Source organism: Mycobacteroides sp. H003, from assembly GCF_001440135.1.
In the GTDB taxonomy this organism is placed as follows: Bacteria; Actinomycetota; Actinomycetes; order Mycobacteriales; family Mycobacteriaceae; genus Mycobacterium; species Mycobacterium gwanakae.
On sequence record NZ_LJYL01000021.1, the window covers coordinates 1 to 18,508 of the forward strand.

Here is an 18,508-nt window from a genome sequence, read left to right on the forward strand (position 1 = left end):
GCCACCGAGCGTGTGGTCTCCGGCCCCCGCCGAAGGCCAGTGGTTGCCTCCCGGCACCAGCGGAAGCAACTGGGCATCCAACGAACCCGCACCTGCTCCAACTCCGTATCAGGCAGAGCCAGTCGTCGGTCGACATTCCGGATCGCCGTCACGCCACCAGGCTCCGGCCGGGCCCGAGAATGCCGGCGGTGGGCACTGGGCGCCCGAGCCTTCTTACCCGCCGCCACCGCCGGCCCCGGAACAACAGAGCTATCCGGAGAGCTCCGGGGGACACCGGGCGCCGGAACCTGAGGAGAAGCGCGGACGCCGACGGGCCCCCGAACCCGAGGAATCCGAAGAGCCACGTGGTCGTCGGCGGGCCCCGGAACCCGAGGAATCCGAGGAGTCGCGCGGTCGCCGCCATGTTGAGGAAACGGGTGGCTTCTCGGTCGCCGACCTGCTGGGACGTCTCCAGGGAGATCCGTCAGAGCCCTCGGAGTCCGGTGGCGGCCGCCGCCGGCGCCGCGAGGACTGACTTTCGGCGGATTTTGTCACCGTGCGCGAAAGTGAGCAATCTAACGGCTCCGGGCACTGCCGGTAGCGCCTCGGTGGGATTAGCCTGCTGATGACCGTCCGGTACCTGCCAGGCAGGACTGGAACGTATCTAGTCTGCGAGGTGTCTCGTTCAGCATGTCTGAGGCTTTCAATGTCGATAGCCAAGCCGATGGGCCACTTGATGGCTTGCGGCCCGCGCGTCTGGCTGTCGGGATTATCTCGGCCGGCCGAGTGGGTACTGCCATGGGCGTCGCGCTGGAGGCGGCGGGCCATTTCGTTGTCGCATGCAGCGCGGTATCTGATGCCTCGCGTCGGCGTGCCGAGGAACGACTGCCGGAAAGTCAGGTCCTGTCCGCCCAGGAGGTCGCTCCGCGTGCCGAGCTACTGATCCTTGCAGTACCGGATCACGAGCTGGGGGCCTTGGTCTCGGGGCTTGCCACTACCGGTTCGGTACGGCCCGGAACCATCGTGGTGCACACGTCGGGCGCCAACGGCATCACGGTCCTGGAGCCGTTGACTGCCCTCGGGTGCGTGCCGCTGGCCATCCATCCGGCCATGACGTTCGTAGGCGGGGATGAGGATATTGAGCGACTTCCCAATGCCTGCTTTGGAATTACCGCGGCCGACGAGATCGGTTACGCGATCGGTACGGCGCTGGTGCTGGAGATAGGCGGCGAGCCGGTACGAGTGCGCGAGGACGCCCGCACTCTCTATCACGCCGCCCTGGCGCACGGAAGCAACCACGTGGTGACGCTGGTACTAGATGCGGTTGAGGCGCTGCGATCGGCGCTATGGGGTCAGGAACTGTTGGGGCAGGAGATCATCGGTGATGGACCGGGCGGGTTGCCCGAACGGATGCTGGCGCCGTTGATTCGTGCCGCCGTCACCAATGCGCTGGACCGTGGGCAGTCAGCTCTGACAGGTCCGGTGGCGCGGGGAGACGGCGCGGCCATCGGGCGCCACCTGGATGCACTGACCGAGGCGGATCCGGCGCTGGCCGAGGCATACCGCGCCGATGCTCGACGTACTGCGCAGCGGGCGCACGCGCCCCAATCAGTTTTCGCCGCACTGGAACCCCGGACTAGGTAGGGCTGCTTGATGACGAGTTTGTATGGGCCGAAGGGGCCGAAGGGCTACCTCAGTGGAGAACTGACCGTTCACCATGATCCCGACACGATGTACGACGTGTCGAAGGCATTGCGGCACACCGGACGCCGGATCATGTTGGTACCGACCATGGGTGCGCTGCATGAGGGCCATCTGACGCTGGTCCGGCATGCCCGGAAGGTGCCCGGCGCGGTGGTCGTGGTGTCGATCTTCGTCAATCCCTTACAGTTCGGCGTCGGCGAGGATCTCGACGCGTACCCGCGCACCCTGGAATCGGACGTCGAAAAGCTCCGTGGCGAGGGTGTCGAGCTGGTGTTCGCGCCGAATGCAGAGGCGATGTATCCCCATGGGCAACGCACCACCGTCCAGCCGGGACCGCTTGGTGCCGAACTCGAGGGTGCCTCGCGTCCAACGCATTTCGCCGGCATGCTGACAGTTGTGCTGAAGCTGCTGCAGATCGTGGCTCCCGACCAGGCATACTTCGGCGAGAAGGACTACCAGCAGCTGGTGCTCATCAGGCAGATGGTCGCCGATCTCAACCTCAAGACGCGCATCGTTCCGATACCGATTGTCCGTGAGGCGGACGGGCTGGCGATGTCCTCGCGGAATGTCTACCTGAGCGAGGAACACCGCGAGCAGGCCGGTGCACTGTCGGCCGCGCTACTTGCCGGAATCTACTCGGCTTCGGCCGGCACGGAATCGGCACTGGACGCGGCCCGCGCGGTACTCGATGAGGTGCCCGCCATCGAGGTGGACTACCTGGAGGTTCGCGGCGCCGATCTGGGCCCCGCACCCGCACAAGGACCCGGCCGCATGCTGGTGGCCGCCAAGCTGGGTACTACCCGGCTACTGGACAACGTTCCCCTGGAATTGGGCGGCGGAATCGGCTCTTCTGGACCCGCGGACCCCGATCACGCACTGCCCTGGCGAAACTGACTGGAGGACAATGATGTTCCGCACGATGATGAAATCGAAGATCCATCGCGCCACCGTGACGCATGCCGATCTGCATTACGTCGGCTCGGTCACCATCGATCCAGACCTCATGGAGGCCGCCGACTTGCTGGAGGGCGAGCAGGTCACCATTGTCGACATCGACAACGGTGCTCGGCTGGAGACGTATGCGATCACCGGTACTCGTGGCAGCGGCGTCATCGGGATCAACGGTGCCGCAGCACATCTGGTACATCCTGGGGACCTGGTGATCATCATCGCCTACGGTGTGATGAGTGATGCGGAGGCACGCGCCTTCACGCCGCGTGTGGTGTTCGTCGACTCGGACAACAAGCAGGTTGAGCTGGGTGAGCACTCTGGCGATCCGGCCTACGTGCCCGAGAACTTCGGTCTGGTATCGCCCCGCGGTCTGGTGTAGCCGTGCTGCTGGCCATCGACGTACGTAACACCCACACCGTCCTCGGACTGGTATCGGGCACCGGCGAGCATGCCAAGGTTGTTCAGCACTGGCGGATTCGCACGGAACCCGAGATCACCGCCGATGAGCTGGCCCTCACCATCGACGGACTGATCGGCGATGACAGCGAGACACTGACCGGTGTCGCGGCACTGTCCACCGTGCCCTCGGTGCTGCACGAAATGCGGGGAATGTTCGATCAGTACTGGTCGGCCGTTCCGCAGGTCCTCATCGAGCCGGGCGTGCGTACGGGCCTGCCGCTGCTCGTCGACAACCCGAAAGAGGTCGGCGCCGACCGAATCGTGAATTGCCTTGCCGCGCACCATAGATTTGGATCGGCGTGCATCGTGGTCGACTTTGGATCCTCGATCTGTGTGGACGTGGTGTCGGCCAAGGGTGAATTCCTGGGAGGAGCCATCGCGCCGGGTGTGCAGGTGTCCTCTGATGCCGCAGCCGCCCGCAGTGCCGCGCTGCGACGGGTGGAGCTGACGCGGCCGCGTTCCGTCGTCGGCAAGAACACCGTCGAGTGCATGCAAGCGGGGGCGGTCTTCGGATTCGCCGGGCTGGTGGACGGGCTTGTCGAGCGGGTGCGCCGGGATATCGAAGGCTTTGGCGGCGCCGGTGCCACGGTGGTGGCCACCGGACACACGGCCCCATTGATCCTTCCCGAGACGCACACGGTGGACCGCTACGAGGCGCACCTCACCCTGGACGGTTTGCGATTGGTGTACGAGCGCAACCGGGCCGACCAGCGCGGTAAGCCCCGCTCGGCGAAATAGAATTTTCGGACGCCGGAATCGGCGAAACAGTCCCGGAGAAGCACTACCGCTAAGCTGCCGAGACGTGACTGATCCTGACGCGCAGACCAGCTTGCCGGAACAATTTCGCATCCGGCAGGCCAAGCGCGAAAAGCTGCTCGCCGAGGGTGTTGAACCCTATCCGGTGGAGGTACCCCGAACCCACAGCCTCAAGCAGGTTCGTGATGCGTACGTGGACCTCGAGACGGACACCAGCACGGGTGATCAGGTGGGTGTGTCGGGTCGCGTCATTTTCTCCCGGAATACCGGCAAGCTGTGTTTTGCGACGCTCCAGGAGGGCGACGGCACCTCATTACAGGTGATGATCAGCCTTGCCGGTGTCGGCGAGCAGTCCCTGGCGGACTGGAAAACCGATGTGGACCTCGGCGACATTGTCTTCGTACAGGGCGAGGTCATCAGCTCACGCCGAGGCGAACTGAGCGTCCTGGCGGACAGCTGGCAGATGGCTTCCAAGTCATTGCGCCCGCTTCCCGTTGCTCACAAGGAGATGTCCGAAGAGACCAGAGTGCGCCAGCGATATGTGGATCTCATCGTGCGGCCCGAGGCGCGCCAGATTGCGCGGCAGCGTGTCGCGGTGATGCGCGCCGTTCGTGATGCTCTGCACCGACGGGGATTCCTGGAGTTGGAGACACCGATCCTGCAGACCCTTGCCGGAGGTGCTGCGGCCCGGCCGTTCATTACGCATTCCAACGCACTCGATATCGACCTGTATCTGCGTATTGCACCGGAACTTTTCCTGAAAAGGGCGCTCGTCGGCGGTTTCGACAAGATTTTTGAGCTCAACAGAGTTTTTCGAAATGAAGGGTCAGATTCGACGCATTCTCCCGAATTCGTGATGCTGGAAACATATGAGACGTACGGCACATACGACACCGCTGCAACAATGATCCGCGAGCTCATACAGGAGGTAGCGGACGACGCAATGGGAACCAGGCAGGTGGCGTTGCCCGACGGGTCGACCTACGACTTGGACGGTGAGTGGACGACGATGGAAATGTATCCGTCGTTGTCGGAAGCTCTTGGCGAGGAGATCACGCCTGATACACCGATTGCCACGCTATGGAAGATCGCCGAGCGAGTGGGCGCAGAGATTCCCACCGATCGCGGCTACGGGCACGGAAAACTCATCGAAGAACTGTGGGAGCACCAGGTCGGTGACAAAATGTCCGCGCCGACGTTTGTCAGAGATTTCCCAGTTGAGACGTCGCCACTGACTCGTCAGCACCGAAGCATCTCCGGCGTGACCGAGAAGTGGGATTTGTATGTTCGGGGCTTCGAATTGGCAACGGGATACTCGGAGTTGATCGATCCGGTGATTCAGCGTGAAAGGTTCGTTGACCAGGCTCGTTTGGCCGCGGCTGGTGATGATGAGGCGATGAGCCTCGATGAGGATTTCCTCAGTGCGATGGAACATGCAATGCCGCCGGCGGCGGGAACCGGCATGGGTATCGACCGGTTGTTGATGGCGCTTACCGGACTGGGAATTCGCGAGACGATCCTGTTTCCGATCGTCCGACCTACGCTTTGATCTACGCGTCCGAATTTTTGTCTCGCTTTTCAACTATGAGTCAACTATGCGTGTAGTGAATCGCTTGCCTTGAGTGGAACACGCGCAGCCTTGCGCGTATGTTGAACTTTGCGGCAATCCGTGGCATGTTTGAAGTGGACCAACGGGGGTTCCGCTTTTGGAAGGACAAAGGGAATGGCTAAGAAGGTCACGGTTACGCTTGTCGATGACGTCGATGGCGAGGCGCCAGCCGACGAGACCGTTGAATTCGGTATTGACGGCGTGACTTACGAGATCGACCTTTCTTCTAAGAATGCGGAGAAGCTGCGTAATCAGCTCACCACATGGGTCGAGCATGCTCGTCGCGTCAGTGGGCGCCGTCGTGGCCGGGGGAGTTCAGGGTCGGGTCGCGGGCGCGCGAGCATCGATCGTGAGCAGAGCGCCGCGATCCGCGAGTGGGCACGCAAGAACGGTCACAATGTGTCCTCGCGTGGCCGCATTCCCGCCGAAGTTGTCGACGCGTTCAACGCCGCCAACTAAGACTGCCAACTAAGACCGCCTCCTAAAACCCGTCGACTTGCGGGTCCCCCCGGTAATTTCGCTTACGGCGAAGTCGGATCAAAATCGGAAACGTTTTCACCGCATCTGGCGTTGTTCGGTTGCCTAACAAGCACCGCCGGGTGCGGTGATTCGTATTTTTGGGGACGGTTCCACCGGGTTCCGATGGGCTCCGCTGAGCACTCAGGAGCCATCTCCAGGTATGCGAGCACCGCGCCGACTACGGCCGACCACTAGAGTGGCGATTAGGTCCTAGTGCCAGCGGGGATGAGCCGTTTGGGGGGAACCCCGAGCGGCACGATGAACCGCTTGCGCAAAGGCCGGACGAGGAAGCGAGGGAGACCGATGTTCGAGAGATTCACTGACCGCGCAAGGCGGGTGGTCGTGCTGGCCCAAGAAGAGGCCCGCATGCTCAATCACAACTACATCGGCACCGAGCACATCCTGCTGGGTCTGATTCACGAGGGCGAGGGCGTCGCCGCCAAGTCGCTGGAGTCGCTGGGTATTTCCCTGGAGGGGGTGCGCAGCCAGGTCGAGGAAATCATCGGCCAGGGGCAGCAGGCACCGTCCGGGCACATTCCCTTCACGCCGCGCGCCAAGAAGGTGCTGGAACTGAGCCTGCGCGAGGCGCTGCAGCTCGGCCACAACTACATCGGCACCGAGCACATCCTGCTGGGCCTCATCCGTGAAGGTGAAGGCGTCGCGGCTCAGGTGCTCGTCAAGCTGGGTGCCGAGCTGACCCGGGTGCGTCAGCAGGTCATCCAGTTGCTGAGCGGCTACCAGGGCAAGGAGACCACCGAATCCGGTACCGGTGGCCGCGGTGGCGAGGCTGGAACTCCGTCGACCTCGCTGGTTCTTGACCAGTTCGGCCGTAACCTGACTGCCGCTGCCATGGAGGGCAAGCTCGATCCGGTCATTGGCCGTGAGAAGGAAATCGAGCGGGTCATGCAGGTGCTGAGCCGTCGCACCAAGAACAACCCGGTGCTGATCGGTGAGCCCGGCGTCGGTAAGACCGCCGTCGTCGAGGGCCTGGCGCAGGCCATCGTGCATGGCGAGGTGCCCGAGACACTGAAGAACAAGCAGCTGTACACCCTGGACCTCGGGTCCCTGGTGGCCGGCAGCCGCTACCGCGGTGACTTCGAAGAGCGCCTCAAGAAGGTGCTCAAGGAGATCAACACCCGCGGCGACATCATCCTGTTCATCGATGAGCTGCACACCCTGGTCGGTGCGGGCGCGGCCGAGGGTGCGATCGACGCGGCCTCCATCCTGAAGCCCAAGCTGGCCCGCGGCGAGCTGCAGACGATCGGCGCGACCACCCTCGACGAGTACCGCAAGTACATCGAGAAGGACGCCGCCCTGGAGCGTCGCTTCCAGCCGGTGCAGGTGGGTGAGCCGACCGTTGAGCACACCATCGAGATCCTCAAGGGTCTGCGCGACCGCTACGAGGCGCACCACCGGGTCTCCATCACCGATGGCGCGCTGGTAGCGGCGGCCACTTTGGCCGACCGGTACATCAACGACCGGTTCTTGCCGGACAAGGCGATCGACCTGATCGACGAGGCCGGTGCCCGCATGCGCATCCGCCGGATGACTGCTCCACCAGACCTGCGCGAGTTCGACGAGAAGATCGCCGATGCGCGCCGGGAGAAGGAGTCGGCCATCGACGCCCAGGACTTCGAGAAGGCCGCGCGCCTGCGCGACTCCGAGAAGCAACTGGTCGCCCAGCGGGCAGATCGCGAAAAGCAGTGGCGTTCAGGTGATCTGGATGTTGTGGCCGAGGTCGATGACGAGCAGATCGCCGAGGTGCTGGGCAACTGGACCGGTATCCCCGTGTTCAAGCTGACCGAGGAGGAAACCACTCGGCTGCTGCGCATGGAGGAGGAACTGCACAAGCGGATCATCGGCCAGGAAGATGCCGTCAAGGCCGTCTCGAAGGCGATCCGCCGTACGCGTGCCGGTCTGAAGGATCCGCGGCGCCCCTCGGGTTCGTTCATCTTCGCCGGCCCGTCCGGTGTCGGTAAGACCGAACTGTCCAAGGCGCTGGCCAACTTCCTGTTCGGCGACGACGACGCGCTCATCCAGATCGACATGGGCGAGTTCCACGACCGCTTCACCGCTTCAAGGCTTTTCGGTGCTCCTCCGGGATACGTCGGATACGAAGAGGGTGGACAGCTCACCGAGAAGGTGCGTCGCAAGCCGTTCAGCGTTGTGCTGTTCGATGAGATCGAGAAGGCGCACCAGGAGATCTACAACACCCTGTTGCAGGTCCTCGAGGACGGACGTCTCACCGACGGCCAGGGTCGCACAGTCGATTTCAAGAACACTGTGCTGATCTTCACCTCAAACCTGGGCACTTCGGACATCTCGAAGGCTGTGGGCCTCGGGTTCTCCGAGGGCGGCAGCGGCTCGAACTACGAGCGGATGAAGCAGAAGGTTCACGACGAGCTCAAGAAGCACTTCCGGCCTGAGTTCCTCAACCGCATCGACGACATCATCGTCTTCGAGCAGCTGACGCAGGAACAGATCATCGAGATGGTCGACCTGATGATCGGACGGGTGGGCAAGCAGCTCAAGACCAAGGACATGGCCATGGAACTCACCGACCAGGCCAAGGCGCTTCTTGCCAAGCGCGGATTCGATCCGGTGTTGGGTGCGCGGCCGTTGCGCCGGACCATCCAGCGAGAGATCGAGGACGCGCTTTCGGAGAAGATTCTCTTCAACGAGGTGGGGCCGGGCGAGCTGGTCACCGTCGACGTCGAGGGTTGGGATGGCGAAGGCACCGGCGAGGACGCGAAGTTCACGTTCGTCGGACGTCCAAAGCCCGCACTGGTCACCGGCGAGGAGCCCGCTGCCGACCTGGCAGCCTCCGCCTCGGAGTAGGCAGTTCTGTTCGAGCGCCCGGTTGTCGCGTTACGCGGCGGCCGGGCGTTCGGCGTTTCCGGTGAAGTCTTCTCAGAATCCCTTGTCGCGCAGATAGTTCGCAAGAGTGACGATGGCGTCCGGGTTGCGCGGTCCCTCGACCAGCGCGGCGTACGGCAGCACGAGGAAGTTTCCGTCGCGGACCGCTTGGGTGTGCTTCATGAGGGGCTGCGCCTTGAGCAGGTTGATCTTTGCGTTCGCGGTGTTGTTGGGGCCCACCCCGTAATCGCAGATGATGATCACTTGCGGATCACGCTGGGCGGCGGTCTCCCACGCGGAGGTAGTCCAGCTGTCGTCGAGATCTGCGAAGACGTTGCGACCACCGGCCTTCTCGATGATCTGTTGTGGCGCAGCATTCTTGCCGGAGGTGAATGGTTCCGCCTCGCCGCTGTCATACAGAAAGACGCGTGCGGGTGGCTGGCCGTGCGGGATACGTGACTGCACGTCGTCGATCGTCTTGCGGTAGTTGGCGATCAGTGATGCCGCACGGTCCTGTACCCCGAAGATGATTCCCAGATTGGTCAGGTCCTCATAGAGGGCATCGAGGGGCGGCTTGATACCGCGCCGCACGGTTCCGGGCTGACGGCATGCCTCGGTCAACTGATAGGGCACCGATCCGATGGAGCGCACCCAATCGGGGGTGAGCCCGGAGGTTTCGTTGAATCCGTAGCTCCACCCGGCGAACACGAGGTCGGGGCGCGCGGCTTGCACCGCTTCACGGGTGAATCCCTGGCCCAGATTGGTCGTGGATTCGAACTGTGCCTTCCATGGCGAGCTTTCGACGTCCCGGTCCTGTCCGGCGTCGATGAAGTAGCCGGCCATCCGGTCCTGCAGGCCGAGCGCGAACAGGAGTTCGGTAACCCCGGTGTCATTGCTGACAGCCCGGGTGACGGGGACCGGGACATCCAGTGGTGCACCGCAATTCTCGACAGAAACCCGTGTTGTTCCGGGGCTTTGCGCCTCGATGGTCGCGCAGCTGGCCGATAGTAGCGACATCGCGACCGCCAAACCGGTGAGTGCCTTCATTCCTTATCCTGCCTCTCTGGCTGAGCATCGAAGATGATCTGTGGGACGCCGCTTCGTGGATGGGCGATGACGTGGCAACCGATGCCGAACCAGCGGCCGATGGACTCGGTGGTAATGACCTGGTCGGGTGATCCCGACAGCACCACGTGTCCCTCGGCCATGACATGGATCGTGTCGCAGTACTGTGCCGCGAGATTGAGATCGTGTAGTGCGGCGATGACGGTAATACCCAGTGTCCGAGCCGAACTGAGTATCGAGTATTGATGGCGCACATCCAGATGATTCGTCGGCTCGTCCAGCACCAGGACGTGTGGCTGTTGCGCGAGAGCGCGGGCTATGAGAACTCGCTGACGTTCCCCGCCGGAGAGGGAACTGAACTTGCGGTGGGCGAGTGCGGTCACGTCCGCCGTCTCGGTGGCCTCCGTGCAGATGCGTCGGTCCAGTTCGGAGGTGCCGCGCAGGGACGTGCCGTGCGGTAACCGGCCGGTGGCGATGACTTCGGCAGACGTGAAATCGAAGTCCAAGGACATGTCCTGGGTGAGTGCGGCCACCTGACGAGCGTTCTCCCGCATGCTGATTGCCCGCACCGACACGCCACTGACTGTGACGTCACCGGTGGCTGGAGCAAGTGCGCGATAGAGGCAGCGCAGGGTCGTCGACTTACCACTGCCGTTAGGGCCGACGATGCCGACGAACCCACCGGCCCCGACCTCGAGGTCAATGCCGGAAACGATCCGAGTACCCCCGATATCGACCGACACATTCCGGTAGGTGACGTCCATCAGCCCACCGCTCCCGCGGACATCGCGCGGCGACGCATCAACCCGACGAAGACGGGCACCCCGACCGCGGCCGTGATCGCGCCCAAAGGCAGTTCTTGCGGCGGAATCGCGGTCCGCGCGATGAGGTCGGCGGCCACAAGGAAGCACGCGCCCAGCACCGGAGCCACGATCAAGACCCGGCGATGGTCCGCCCCGACCAGCAGCCGTGCCGCGTGTGGAATGACCAGCCCCACGAATCCGATTGCTCCGCAGATGGATACAAAACATCCCGTCATGGCGGCGGACAACACGAACAGTGACACCCTGAAGCGGCCGGCGTGTAAACCCAGCGACGCGCTCACCTCGTCACCCATGGCGAGGGCGTTGAGCTGACGCGCGAGCCCTGCAACGCATAGGAAGCCGATCACGGTCGCCGCCAGCGCCACCGGCACCTTGTCCCATGACGACGCCCCCAAGCTGCCGAGCAGCCAGAACATCACACTGCGCGCCGCTTCGCCGTTCGGCGCCAAGAACACCAGCACTGTTGTCACCGCGGACAGGCCGTACCCCACCGCAGTGCCCACCAGCACCAGCCGCAGAGGTATCAGACCTTGTGGGGTACGGGCGATTTGGTAGACAAGTGCGGTTGCTGCAAGCGCTCCCAATGAGGCCGAAAGGGAGAGTGCGTACACCCCGAGGGTGCCAAGTACCCCGTAGACCACGACCGCGGTGGCGCCTACCGAGGCGCCCGAGGAGATGCCCAGAACGTACGGATCGGCAAGTGCGTTGCGGACCATGGCCTGTACGAGCACGCCCACCACCGCCAGCCCCGCACCGACGAGGATCGCGAGAATCACCCGCGGCAGCCGGGACTCGACAACGATTCGGTAATTCGCCGCGTCGGCGGCCGGCACGGAGCCGCCGGTCGCGCCTGCCCAGAGGAAATGCAGACAGTCGCGCCATGGCACGTCGGCGGTGCCGAAGGCGAGTGCCGTCACCGACAGCAGCAGTAGTGCTGCCAGACCGCCGACCGCTGCCAGGAACACCGGCCGTCCGTGCTGTGCTGCGAGCATCGATCTTCCTGCGTCGTCGGGTCGCCGACACTTCGGGCATGACGGATACGCCGCATAGGCACTACCCACCAGGCGGGCCCTCGGCACTGGCGAATGACCGCACCAGGAGGTGCGGCCGCGTTGGCAGGTCTTCGGACTCGTGGACTCGAGGCTCATCTACGAGCCTCACCTACCGGCGGCCGCTTCCCGGGTACTTGACCCAGTGCTTCTAGTGCCGCTGTCGTTTCCACATACCGCTGCGGGGCAGTTCCGGACTCACACCGGATTCCCTCTTGCGATCTCCAGGAGCGCTTCTTGGTGCTCATGGAGAAACCAATGCGAGGCCAAAACTATCACTCGAAGGCGCAGACCAGCCGCGTCGACTAAGCTCAGTTCGTCCTTCGACAGGACGGGAACCTGGTGTGATCCCAGGACGGTCGCGCCACTGTAAAAGTCAGACCCCGACCTGTCGATTCCAGAAGACGACGATCGGACCCGGGACGCGGTATCCCGAAAAGGAGCAATATGGCACACACAACGTCCGCCAGCCAACCGGTTGCGGTGTCGATTCCCCAGGCTGCGCTGTGGTTGAGCGTGACTACCCTCTTTGGGCTGCTCGCCTATTACTTCATCGGCATCGACCAGGGTGCGGTGTCGATCTTCGGTAGCGATATGCACGTTCATGAGTTCGTGCACGACGCCCGCCATCTGCTCGGTTTCCCCTGCCACTAGCAGCGGACCGAATACATGGAAAAGTCAATAATTTTGCGCGGCTTAGGCTTCGGCGCATTGGGTGGCTTGCTCTCCTTCATCTTTGGATGGATCTTCGTCGAGCCCGTCATCAACAGGGCCATCTCCTACGAGGAGGGCCGGGGTGAGGCGCAAGCCGCGCTCGACGAGGCGGCCGGCGTTCACGCCCATCATGAGGGCGCGGAACTGTTCAGCCGTTTCGCGCAGGCAAATGCGGGTTTGGCGCTCGGTGTCATCGGATTCGGAATCGCGATGGGCGCACTCTTCGCGGTGGCGTACGTGGTGGCGATCGGACGGGTCGGCAATCTCAGTCCGCGCGCACAGGCTCTGGCGGTCGCCGGTGGTCTGTTCCTGGTGCTGTATGTGGTGCCGTTCCTGAAGTTCCCGGCCAATCCGCCGGCAGCAAGCGCCGAGGGCACCATCAAGGAGCGCACCGGGTACTTCGTGCTGATGATTCTGGTCGCGGCGATCGCACTCGCGGTCGCGCTGTGGGTGGGCCGAAAGCTATCCCAGCGCGTGGACACCTGGACGGCCACGCTCGCGGCCGCCGCGGTGTTCGTCGTGCTGGTGGGGCTCGTCATCGCGGTCACGCCCGGATTTGTCGAGGCGCCGCAACCGCTGCTCGATGCCGACGGGAAGATCGTCTATCCGGGGTTTCCGGCGCATGACCTGTATCTGTTCAGGCTGTACTCGTTCACGACGCAGGCCATCATGTGGGCGACGATCGGTATCGGATTCGCCACGGTGATCGGGCGTAAGCCCGTCAACGCCGAGGCCGCCGTCACCGGCTAGCCAGCGCTCATCCCAGCTTCTTGAAGACGCCCTTGGCCAGGCCGATCACCCACCCGGCCGCGCCAGGGCCGAATGCGCGGTCCCAATTCAGTTGGAAGCTCACTACATACGGCTGATGGTGGCGATCCTCGGCGTACCAGCTGAACGTCAGGTCACCGGGCAGATTGCCACCCTTGGCAGCGATATAGCGCCAGTTCTCGCTGTGTAGGTCGATCCCGGGCTCCGCGGACAGAATGTCGCGGACCGGGGCGGCCGCACCCACCGCGACCTTCTGCAGTGCCGCGTGCACGCGGCAGATGTCCTCGGCGTTGCCGTACCACTCGATGCCGAATTTCGATGCGGGCGTGGTGGTCCGGTCCGGATCCAGCTTGTAGTCGTGGGTGTCCGCCTCGGCGAGCATCTGACCACGCTGTGCGGGTGTGGTGGCGTCCTTCCATTGCTGGCGGACATCCGGTATGCCCCAGCCGATGTTGAACAGCTCGTGCATGGTGGGGAAAGGGGTCATCGATGCCGGGTCATGGTGCCCGCCGTCTGCGAGGGCCTTTTCGATCGCCTGGCGACCCAGGCGGTTGATCAGCATGTCGGTGCCCATGTTGTCGCTCACCGAGATCATTTTCTGAGCGGCGGTGCGCACCGAGACGGTTGAGCCCGTCGGCAGCTTGTCCATCGAGCTTCCGAGCGCCTTGCCGCGATCGGTTACGGTGAGTTGGTCATCCCACTTGAGGGTGCCCGCGTTGATCGCGGTACCGGTGGCCAACAGTACGTAGAGCTTGAAAACCGAAGCCAACGGCATGGATTCGGAGGTGTTGGTTCCGGCGATCTGCTCGCACTGTCCGTTGACGATCTTGGAGGCCCGGTAGGAGTACCGGCCGCCGGATGCCGACAGCGCGGTGTCGATATCGGACCAGTCGGCGATCGTCGGGGGCTGCTGGTACGGGACCAGCCTGTCGACATCTCCCTTGTCATTAGTGCGCAGTCCGATGTCCACATTGGCGCCGTAGGGAGCGATCAGGTGGACGGTGGAGCTGTTCGCGGCGAGATCCACCGAGCTCACCTTGTACGGCCGGTCGACCCACAACTTGGTCATGATCTCGGTGTAGTCATCGACCTTGTTGGCGGCGGCCAATGTCGCCACGCCTTGCTTACCGATCGGCCAGTTCGAATTCAGCATGTCGATGAGCTGTTGCGAGCGCAGGCCCGGAGGCGTGCTTGTATCGACATCACCGTGCGGCACCTGCCGCAGTTTGATGCCACACCCCGCTGTGCTGCCCACCGACAACGCCACCACGGCCACCGTGCACACTGAAACGGCGCGCGTCATGCGCGCGCGCAGCAACCCCCCGTTCACGCCTTGGCGGCGGCCCCGGTCACGTCGAGCACAACCTCGAACTCCAACAGGTGGGCGCCCTTAGCCACGGGCTTGGCCTGCTGGCCGGCATGTGCTTCGACCGCCGGACCGGTGGCCCAGGCCTGGAAGGCCTCCTCGGATTCCCACTGGGTGACCACGAAGTAGCGGTCTTCGCCCTTTACGGGGCGCAGCAGCTGAAAGCCCAGGAATCCTGGCTGGTTCTCCACTGCTCCGGCGCGCTGAGCGAACCGCTTCTCCAGCTCCGGACCCGCACCCTCGGGGATCTCGATTGCGTTGATCTTCACCACGGACATGGGTTCAGGCTACCCGGCAGCGGGGCTTATGTTGACAGGGCGATGATGAGAGACATGGACCACGACCGCCTGTTCGACCAAGGCGGTCTGTCTAGAGCTGTGGGGGCGCCGTCGATCGTGCTCGTGCACGGTCTGATGGGACGTGGGAGCACCTGGTCGCGCCAGTTGCCCTGGCTGCGTGAGCTGGGCCGGGTGTACACCTATGACGCACCGTGGCATCGAGGGCGGGACGTCGTTGATGCCCAACCGATTTCGACTGAGCGTTATGTCGAGGCACTCGCGAAGGCGGTGCGCGAGCTGGACGGTCCGGCTCTGCTCGTTGGGCACTCCATGGGTGGTTTGCATTCGTGGTGCCTGGCTGCCGAGCATCCGGAGCTGGTGTCGGGGTTGGTCGTGGAGGACATGGCTCCGGATTTCGTCGGCGGTACCACGGGGCCATGGGAACCCTGGCTGTACTCCTGGCCGGAAGTCTTCACATCGGCCGCCGACGTCACCGAAAGGTTCGGACCCGTTGCGGGACAGTATTTCCTGGAGGCGTTTGACCAGGTGCCCGGCGGCTGGCGCTTGCACGGCCCCATTGACAAATGGATAGCTACGGCTGCGGAATGGGGAGTGCGCGACTTCTGGGATCAGTGGCGGCAGGTGCGTTGTCCGTCGCTACTGATAGAGGCGTCGGCGACCGTGGCGCCACCCGGACAGATGACCAAGATGGCCGAAATAGGTTGGAAATCAACCTATGTGAAGGTTGAGGGGGCCGGGCATCTGATTCACGACGACGCGCCAGAGCGCTATCGGGCGGCGGTGTGCGAGTTCATCGCAGCAGTCGCGGCCGGGTAAACGGCTAGCGCCGGGAGTGGATCACTTCCATCTCGTGCAGTTGCCGTTGCAGGTCTCGATCGTCGGCAAAGGTTCCGCCCAGAGGTGCGGCGACCCGGAACTGATCGAGGTGGATTCGGAAGGTCTTGTTTCGGCGGGCGACCCAGCTCAGTGCGACCGCCAGGGCGAATGGGGATAGCAGGACGAGAATGGCGGCGAAGATGGTCATGGCAATAATTGTGTTCTGATAAATATCACGCCAACAGTGGCGGAATTGACGACCTTCGATAATATTCAGCCATGTTGCGTTCGGTGGCGACGCTGGTCCTCGACCGGGTCGCCGTTTTCGAGTTCGGTGTCTTATGTGAGGTCTTCGGGCTCGACCGCACTAGCGACGGTGTTCCCAATTTCGACTTTCGGGTGTGCGGGGTGGAACCCGGGGTTCCGCTGCGCACCACGGTCGGGGCCGCACTGATCCCCGATCGCGGACTCGACGGGCTCGCCGATGCCGATTTGGTGGCGTTGCCGGCGCGTACCTACACCGAGGGTTACCCGCCGGAGGCGCTGGAGGCAGTGCGTGCCGCGGCAGATCGCGGTGCCACAGTGCTCACCGTCTGCTCAGGTGTCTTCATCGCGGGTGCGGTAGGGCTGTTGGATGGCCGCCGCTGCACCACGCACTGGATGTACACCGACGAGCTGGCGCGCCGGCATCCAACGGCGACGGTGGATCGTGATGTGCTGTTCGTCGATGACGGCGACCTGATCACCAGCGCGGGGACCGCCGCGGGCATCGATGCCTGCCTGCATCTGGTCCGCCGCGAGCTGGGTAGCGAGATCACCAACAAGATCGCGCGACGCATGGTGGTGCCGCCGCAGCGCGCGGGTGGTCAGCGTCAGTTCATTCCGCAGCCAGTACCCGATGTGGATACCAACGGCTTTGGCGGACTGTTTGATTGGCTCATCGAAAACATCGACCAGACGCATACGGTCGCCGATCTTGCCGCACACGTGCATATGTCGACCCGTACGTTCGCCCGAAAGTTCACCGATCAGACCGGGGTGACGCCGCTGCGCTGGATCATCGACCAGCGGGTACTGCTGGCCCGACGTCTGTTGGAGGAGACCGATCTAGATATCGATGCCGTGGCGGCGCGCAGCGGTTTCGGTACGGCGATCCTGTTGCGCCATCATTTCCGCCGCGGTGTCGGGATCACGCCCACCGATTACCGCAAGACCTTCGCGACGGCGGTCGGCTAGCCGCCCTCGCCGGCCAATGCGAAGCGGCCGTCCGAGGTCTGCTCGACCAATCCGTCGACCAGCAACGAGTCCAGGGCGCGGTCGCGTTGGGCTATGTCGGACAGCCACACCACGTCGAGCTGTGCCCGCGTCACGGGAATGCTGCTGCTGCGCAGTACATCCAGCAATCGGCCTCGTACCTGGCGATCCGTACCGGCGTACTTCTGCACCGGCCGGGCGGGTGTGTCTAATTCAGGTCGGCCCGCCTCGTGCCACGTGCAGGAACTGAGCGGACACAGCGGGCACTGCGGCGCGCGGGCGGTGCACACCAGGGCGCCCAGCTCCATGAGTGCCGCCGAGAACCGTGCCCCGTTGTCAACGGGCAGCAATGCCTCGGCGTCCCGCAGGTCCCGTGCCGATGGTGCGGAGTCGGCGACGCCATGGACCACCCGCGCGATCACTCGGCGAACATTGGTGTCCACCACGGGAACTCGCTGCCCATAGCCGAAGCAGGCAATGGCCCGCGCGGTGTACGCCCCGACTCCGGGCAACGTCAGCAATGTCTCCACGTCGTCGGGAACCTGGTCGCCATAGTCGCGGGCCAGCACGGTGGCGCATTCGTGTAGGCGCATGGCGCGACGCGGGTATCCCAGCTTTCCCCAGGCGCGTAGTACTTCTGCCACAGAGGTTTTCGCCATCGCGGACGGAACTGGCCAGCGTGCCACCCATTCCCGCCACACCGGTTCCACCCGGGACACCGGGGTCTGCTGGAGCATCACTTCGCTGATGAGGATGTGCCACGGCGTCGCTTCCGGATGTCGCCAGGGAAGGTCTCGTTCGGCGGCATCAAACCAGCTCAAAAGTTCGTCAGGGCACAATGACGGGTATGACAGCTGATCCGAGGTCCGCCTGGAAGGCACTCAAAGAGGGTAACCAGCGTTTTGTGGGTGGCTTTCCGCAGCACCCGAGTCAGAGCATTACGCGTCGGGCCGAGCTGGCCAATGGTCAGAACCCCAATGTGCTGTTGTTCGGCTGTTCGGACAGCCGGGTGGCCGCGGAAATCATTTTCGATCAGGGCCTGGGCGACATGTTCATCGTGCGTACCGCCGGTCAGGTGATCGACTCCGCCGTCCTGGGCTCCATCGAGTACGCGGTGGCGGTACTGGGTGTGCCGCTGATCGCGATCCTGGGCCACGACTCCTGCGGCGCGGTGGGGGCCACGGTGGCCGCCCTGGACACCGGAGAGGTACCCGGCGGGTACATCCGGGACTTGGTGGTGCGGGTGATGCCCTCGATCCTGGGCGGCCGCAAGGACGGGCTGTCGCGCATCGACGAGTTCGAGGCCCGCCACGTCGAAGAGACCGGCATCAAACTGCTTCAGCGCTCCCAGGTGGTCGCCGATGCGGTCAAGGCCAACAAGCTCGCCATCGTGTACCTGACCTACAAACTCGCGGACGGACGCATCGTTCTACACGGCCACGTCGGCGACATCGGCGAGTAAAGATCTCAAAACCCCAGGTCAACGTGCATTCGGTAAACGTCACATGGCATCTCGATGC

18 protein-coding genes, 2 pseudogenes and 2 riboswitches are annotated in these 18,508 nt (G+C 63.7%); of the genes and pseudogenes, 13 read left to right on the forward strand and 7 right to left on the reverse strand.

Annotated elements, in window-relative coordinates:
• From AOT87_RS27880 to clpC1, 8 genes and pseudogenes are all read left to right on the forward strand, one after another.
• A pseudogene (locus tag AOT87_RS27880) lies at window positions 1-514 on the forward strand (hypothetical protein); the annotation flags it as partial.
• Between the two features lie 155 nt (window positions 515-669).
• Complete coding sequence (locus AOT87_RS15215) at window positions 670-1,623, forward strand: DUF2520 domain-containing protein (protein WP_057967923.1); 954 nt, start codon at window positions 670-672, stop codon at window positions 1,621-1,623.
• A gap of 9 nt (window positions 1,624-1,632) precedes the next feature.
• Window positions 1,633-2,517: pseudogene (panC, locus tag AOT87_RS15220) on the forward strand (pantoate--beta-alanine ligase); the annotation flags it as partial.
• Window positions 2,518-2,590: 73 nt separating this feature from the next.
• The gene (panD, locus tag AOT87_RS15225) at window positions 2,591-3,013 is read left to right on the forward strand and encodes an aspartate 1-decarboxylase (protein WP_030095816.1); all 423 of its coding nucleotides are present in this window, start codon (window positions 2,591-2,593) and stop codon (window positions 3,011-3,013) included.
• 2 nt (window positions 3,014-3,015) lie between these two features.
• A complete protein-coding gene (locus AOT87_RS15230; RefSeq protein ID WP_030095815.1) occupies window positions 3,016-3,831 on the forward strand; it encodes a type III pantothenate kinase in 816 nt (271 codons plus the stop codon).
• A gap of 64 nt (window positions 3,832-3,895) precedes the next feature.
• Window positions 3,896-5,398 (forward strand): lysine--tRNA ligase, encoded by a 1,503-nt coding sequence (gene lysS, locus AOT87_RS15235; protein WP_057967922.1) that lies wholly within the window; start codon window positions 3,896-3,898, stop codon window positions 5,396-5,398.
• Window positions 5,399-5,572: 174 nt separating this feature from the next.
• Complete coding sequence (gene lsr2 / locus AOT87_RS15240; RefSeq protein WP_030095813.1) at window positions 5,573-5,917, forward strand: histone-like nucleoid-structuring protein Lsr2; 345 nt, start codon at window positions 5,573-5,575, stop codon at window positions 5,915-5,917.
• A 363-nt stretch (window positions 5,918-6,280) separates the two neighbouring features.
• Window positions 6,281-8,815 carry an ATP-dependent protease ATP-binding subunit ClpC gene (clpC1, locus tag AOT87_RS15245; protein WP_030095812.1) on the forward strand — a complete coding sequence of 845 codons (2,535 nt, stop codon included), beginning with the start codon at window positions 6,281-6,283 and terminating at the stop codon, window positions 8,813-8,815.
• Window positions 8,816-8,887: 72 nt separating this feature from the next.
• Here the strand turns inward: clpC1 and AOT87_RS15250 are convergent, their stop codons facing one another.
• Genes AOT87_RS15250 through AOT87_RS15260 form a run of 3 tightly spaced genes read right to left on the reverse strand, consistent with a single transcriptional unit; the run spans window position 8,888 to window position 11,714 of the window.
• Complete coding sequence (locus AOT87_RS15250; protein WP_057967921.1) at window positions 8,888-9,880, reverse strand: ABC transporter substrate-binding protein; 993 nt, start codon at window positions 9,878-9,880, stop codon at window positions 8,888-8,890.
• Window positions 9,877-10,662 carry an ABC transporter ATP-binding protein gene (locus tag AOT87_RS15255; protein ID WP_057967920.1) on the reverse strand — a complete coding sequence of 262 codons (786 nt, stop codon included), beginning with the start codon at window positions 10,660-10,662 and terminating at the stop codon, window positions 9,877-9,879. The genes AOT87_RS15250 and AOT87_RS15255 overlap by 4 nt, the downstream gene beginning before the upstream one ends.
• Window positions 10,662-11,714 (reverse strand): iron ABC transporter permease, encoded by a 1,053-nt coding sequence (locus AOT87_RS15260; RefSeq protein ID WP_030095806.1) that lies wholly within the window; start codon window positions 11,712-11,714, stop codon window positions 10,662-10,664. Before AOT87_RS15260 ends, AOT87_RS15255 begins: the two co-directional genes overlap by 1 nt.
• Window positions 11,715-11,818: 104 nt before the next feature.
• Window positions 11,819-12,046, reverse strand: a riboswitch (cobalamin riboswitch).
• Window positions 12,047-12,070: 24 nt separating this feature from the next.
• A riboswitch (cobalamin riboswitch) is annotated at window positions 12,071-12,199 on the forward strand.
• Window positions 12,200-12,218: 19 nt separating this feature from the next.
• On the opposite strand from AOT87_RS15260, the gene AOT87_RS15265 reads away from it, so the two are divergent.
• Together AOT87_RS15265 and AOT87_RS15270 are read left to right on the forward strand one after the other, a co-directional pair.
• On the forward strand, window positions 12,219-12,425 hold the full coding sequence (locus tag AOT87_RS15265) for a CbtB-domain containing protein (protein ID WP_057967919.1): 207 nt from the start codon (window positions 12,219-12,221) through the stop codon (window positions 12,423-12,425).
• Between the two features lie 15 nt (window positions 12,426-12,440).
• Window positions 12,441-13,235: a CbtA family protein gene (locus AOT87_RS15270; protein ID WP_030095804.1), complete on the forward strand. Its 795-nt coding sequence runs from the start codon at window positions 12,441-12,443 to the stop codon at window positions 13,233-13,235.
• A 7-nt stretch (window positions 13,236-13,242) separates the two neighbouring features.
• Here AOT87_RS15270 and AOT87_RS15275 read toward each other — a convergent pair whose 3' ends face one another.
• A complete protein-coding gene (locus AOT87_RS15275) occupies window positions 13,243-14,538 on the reverse strand; it encodes a serine hydrolase (RefSeq protein ID WP_030095803.1) in 1,296 nt (431 codons plus the stop codon).
• 41 nt (window positions 14,539-14,579) lie between these two features.
• Window positions 14,580-14,897, reverse strand: a complete 318-nt coding sequence (locus AOT87_RS15280) for an antibiotic biosynthesis monooxygenase (RefSeq protein WP_030095802.1) — start codon at window positions 14,895-14,897, stop codon at window positions 14,580-14,582.
• 54 nt (window positions 14,898-14,951) lie between these two features.
• Between AOT87_RS15280 and AOT87_RS15285 the strand changes: the two genes are divergently transcribed.
• Window positions 14,952-15,734 carry an alpha/beta hydrolase gene (locus AOT87_RS15285; protein WP_057967918.1) on the forward strand — a complete coding sequence of 261 codons (783 nt, stop codon included), beginning with the start codon at window positions 14,952-14,954 and terminating at the stop codon, window positions 15,732-15,734.
• 4 nt (window positions 15,735-15,738) lie between these two features.
• Here the strand turns inward: AOT87_RS15285 and AOT87_RS15290 are convergent, their stop codons facing one another.
• Complete coding sequence (locus tag AOT87_RS15290) at window positions 15,739-15,942, reverse strand: hypothetical protein (protein ID WP_030095800.1); 204 nt, start codon at window positions 15,940-15,942, stop codon at window positions 15,739-15,741.
• 71 nt (window positions 15,943-16,013) lie between these two features.
• Between AOT87_RS15290 and AOT87_RS15295 the strand changes: the two genes are divergently transcribed.
• A complete protein-coding gene (locus tag AOT87_RS15295; protein ID WP_057967917.1) occupies window positions 16,014-16,970 on the forward strand; it encodes a helix-turn-helix domain-containing protein in 957 nt (318 codons plus the stop codon).
• Here the strand turns inward: AOT87_RS15295 and AOT87_RS15300 are convergent.
• Window positions 16,967-17,809: an A/G-specific adenine glycosylase gene (locus AOT87_RS15300; RefSeq protein WP_109398786.1), complete on the reverse strand. Its 843-nt coding sequence runs from the start codon at window positions 17,807-17,809 to the stop codon at window positions 16,967-16,969. The genes AOT87_RS15295 and AOT87_RS15300 overlap by 4 nt on opposite strands.
• 26 nt (window positions 17,810-17,835) lie before the next feature.
• Between AOT87_RS15300 and AOT87_RS15305 the strand changes: the two genes are divergently transcribed.
• A complete protein-coding gene (locus tag AOT87_RS15305; protein WP_057965276.1) occupies window positions 17,836-18,450 on the forward strand; it encodes a carbonic anhydrase in 615 nt (204 codons plus the stop codon).
• The last annotated feature ends 58 nt before the right edge of the window (window positions 18,451-18,508 follow it).

Excerpts from the sequence above, each read along its gene's own strand:
- AOT87_RS15265 (WP_057967919.1), top strand. The coding sequence starts at position 12,219 with ATGGCACACACAACGTCCGCCAGCCAACCGGTTGCGGTGTCGATTCCC.
- AOT87_RS15280 (WP_030095802.1), bottom strand. The coding sequence starts at position 14,897 with ATGTCCGTGGTGAAGATCAACGCAATCGAGATCCCCGAGGGTGCGGGT.
- AOT87_RS15295 (WP_057967917.1), top strand. The coding sequence starts at position 16,014 with ATGTTGCGTTCGGTGGCGACGCTGGTCCTCGACCGGGTCGCCGTTTTC.
- AOT87_RS15270 (WP_030095804.1), top strand. The coding sequence starts at position 12,441 with ATGGAAAAGTCAATAATTTTGCGCGGCTTAGGCTTCGGCGCATTGGGT.
- panD (WP_030095816.1), top strand. The coding sequence starts at position 2,591 with ATGTTCCGCACGATGATGAAATCGAAGATCCATCGCGCCACCGTGACG.
- AOT87_RS15285 (WP_057967918.1), top strand. The coding sequence starts at position 14,952 with ATGGACCACGACCGCCTGTTCGACCAAGGCGGTCTGTCTAGAGCTGTG.
- lsr2 (WP_030095813.1), top strand. The coding sequence starts at position 5,573 with ATGGCTAAGAAGGTCACGGTTACGCTTGTCGATGACGTCGATGGCGAG.
- AOT87_RS15290 (WP_030095800.1), bottom strand. The coding sequence starts at position 15,942 with ATGACCATCTTCGCCGCCATTCTCGTCCTGCTATCCCCATTCGCCCTG.
- clpC1 (WP_030095812.1), top strand. The coding sequence starts at position 6,281 with ATGTTCGAGAGATTCACTGACCGCGCAAGGCGGGTGGTCGTGCTGGCC.
- AOT87_RS15255 (WP_057967920.1), bottom strand. The coding sequence starts at position 10,662 with ATGGACGTCACCTACCGGAATGTGTCGGTCGATATCGGGGGTACTCGG.
- AOT87_RS15305 (WP_057965276.1), top strand. The coding sequence starts at position 17,836 with ATGACAGCTGATCCGAGGTCCGCCTGGAAGGCACTCAAAGAGGGTAAC.
- AOT87_RS15260 (WP_030095806.1), bottom strand. The coding sequence starts at position 11,714 with ATGCTCGCAGCACAGCACGGACGGCCGGTGTTCCTGGCAGCGGTCGGC.
- AOT87_RS15215 (WP_057967923.1), top strand. The coding sequence starts at position 670 with ATGTCTGAGGCTTTCAATGTCGATAGCCAAGCCGATGGGCCACTTGAT.
- AOT87_RS15250 (WP_057967921.1), bottom strand. The coding sequence starts at position 9,880 with ATGAAGGCACTCACCGGTTTGGCGGTCGCGATGTCGCTACTATCGGCC.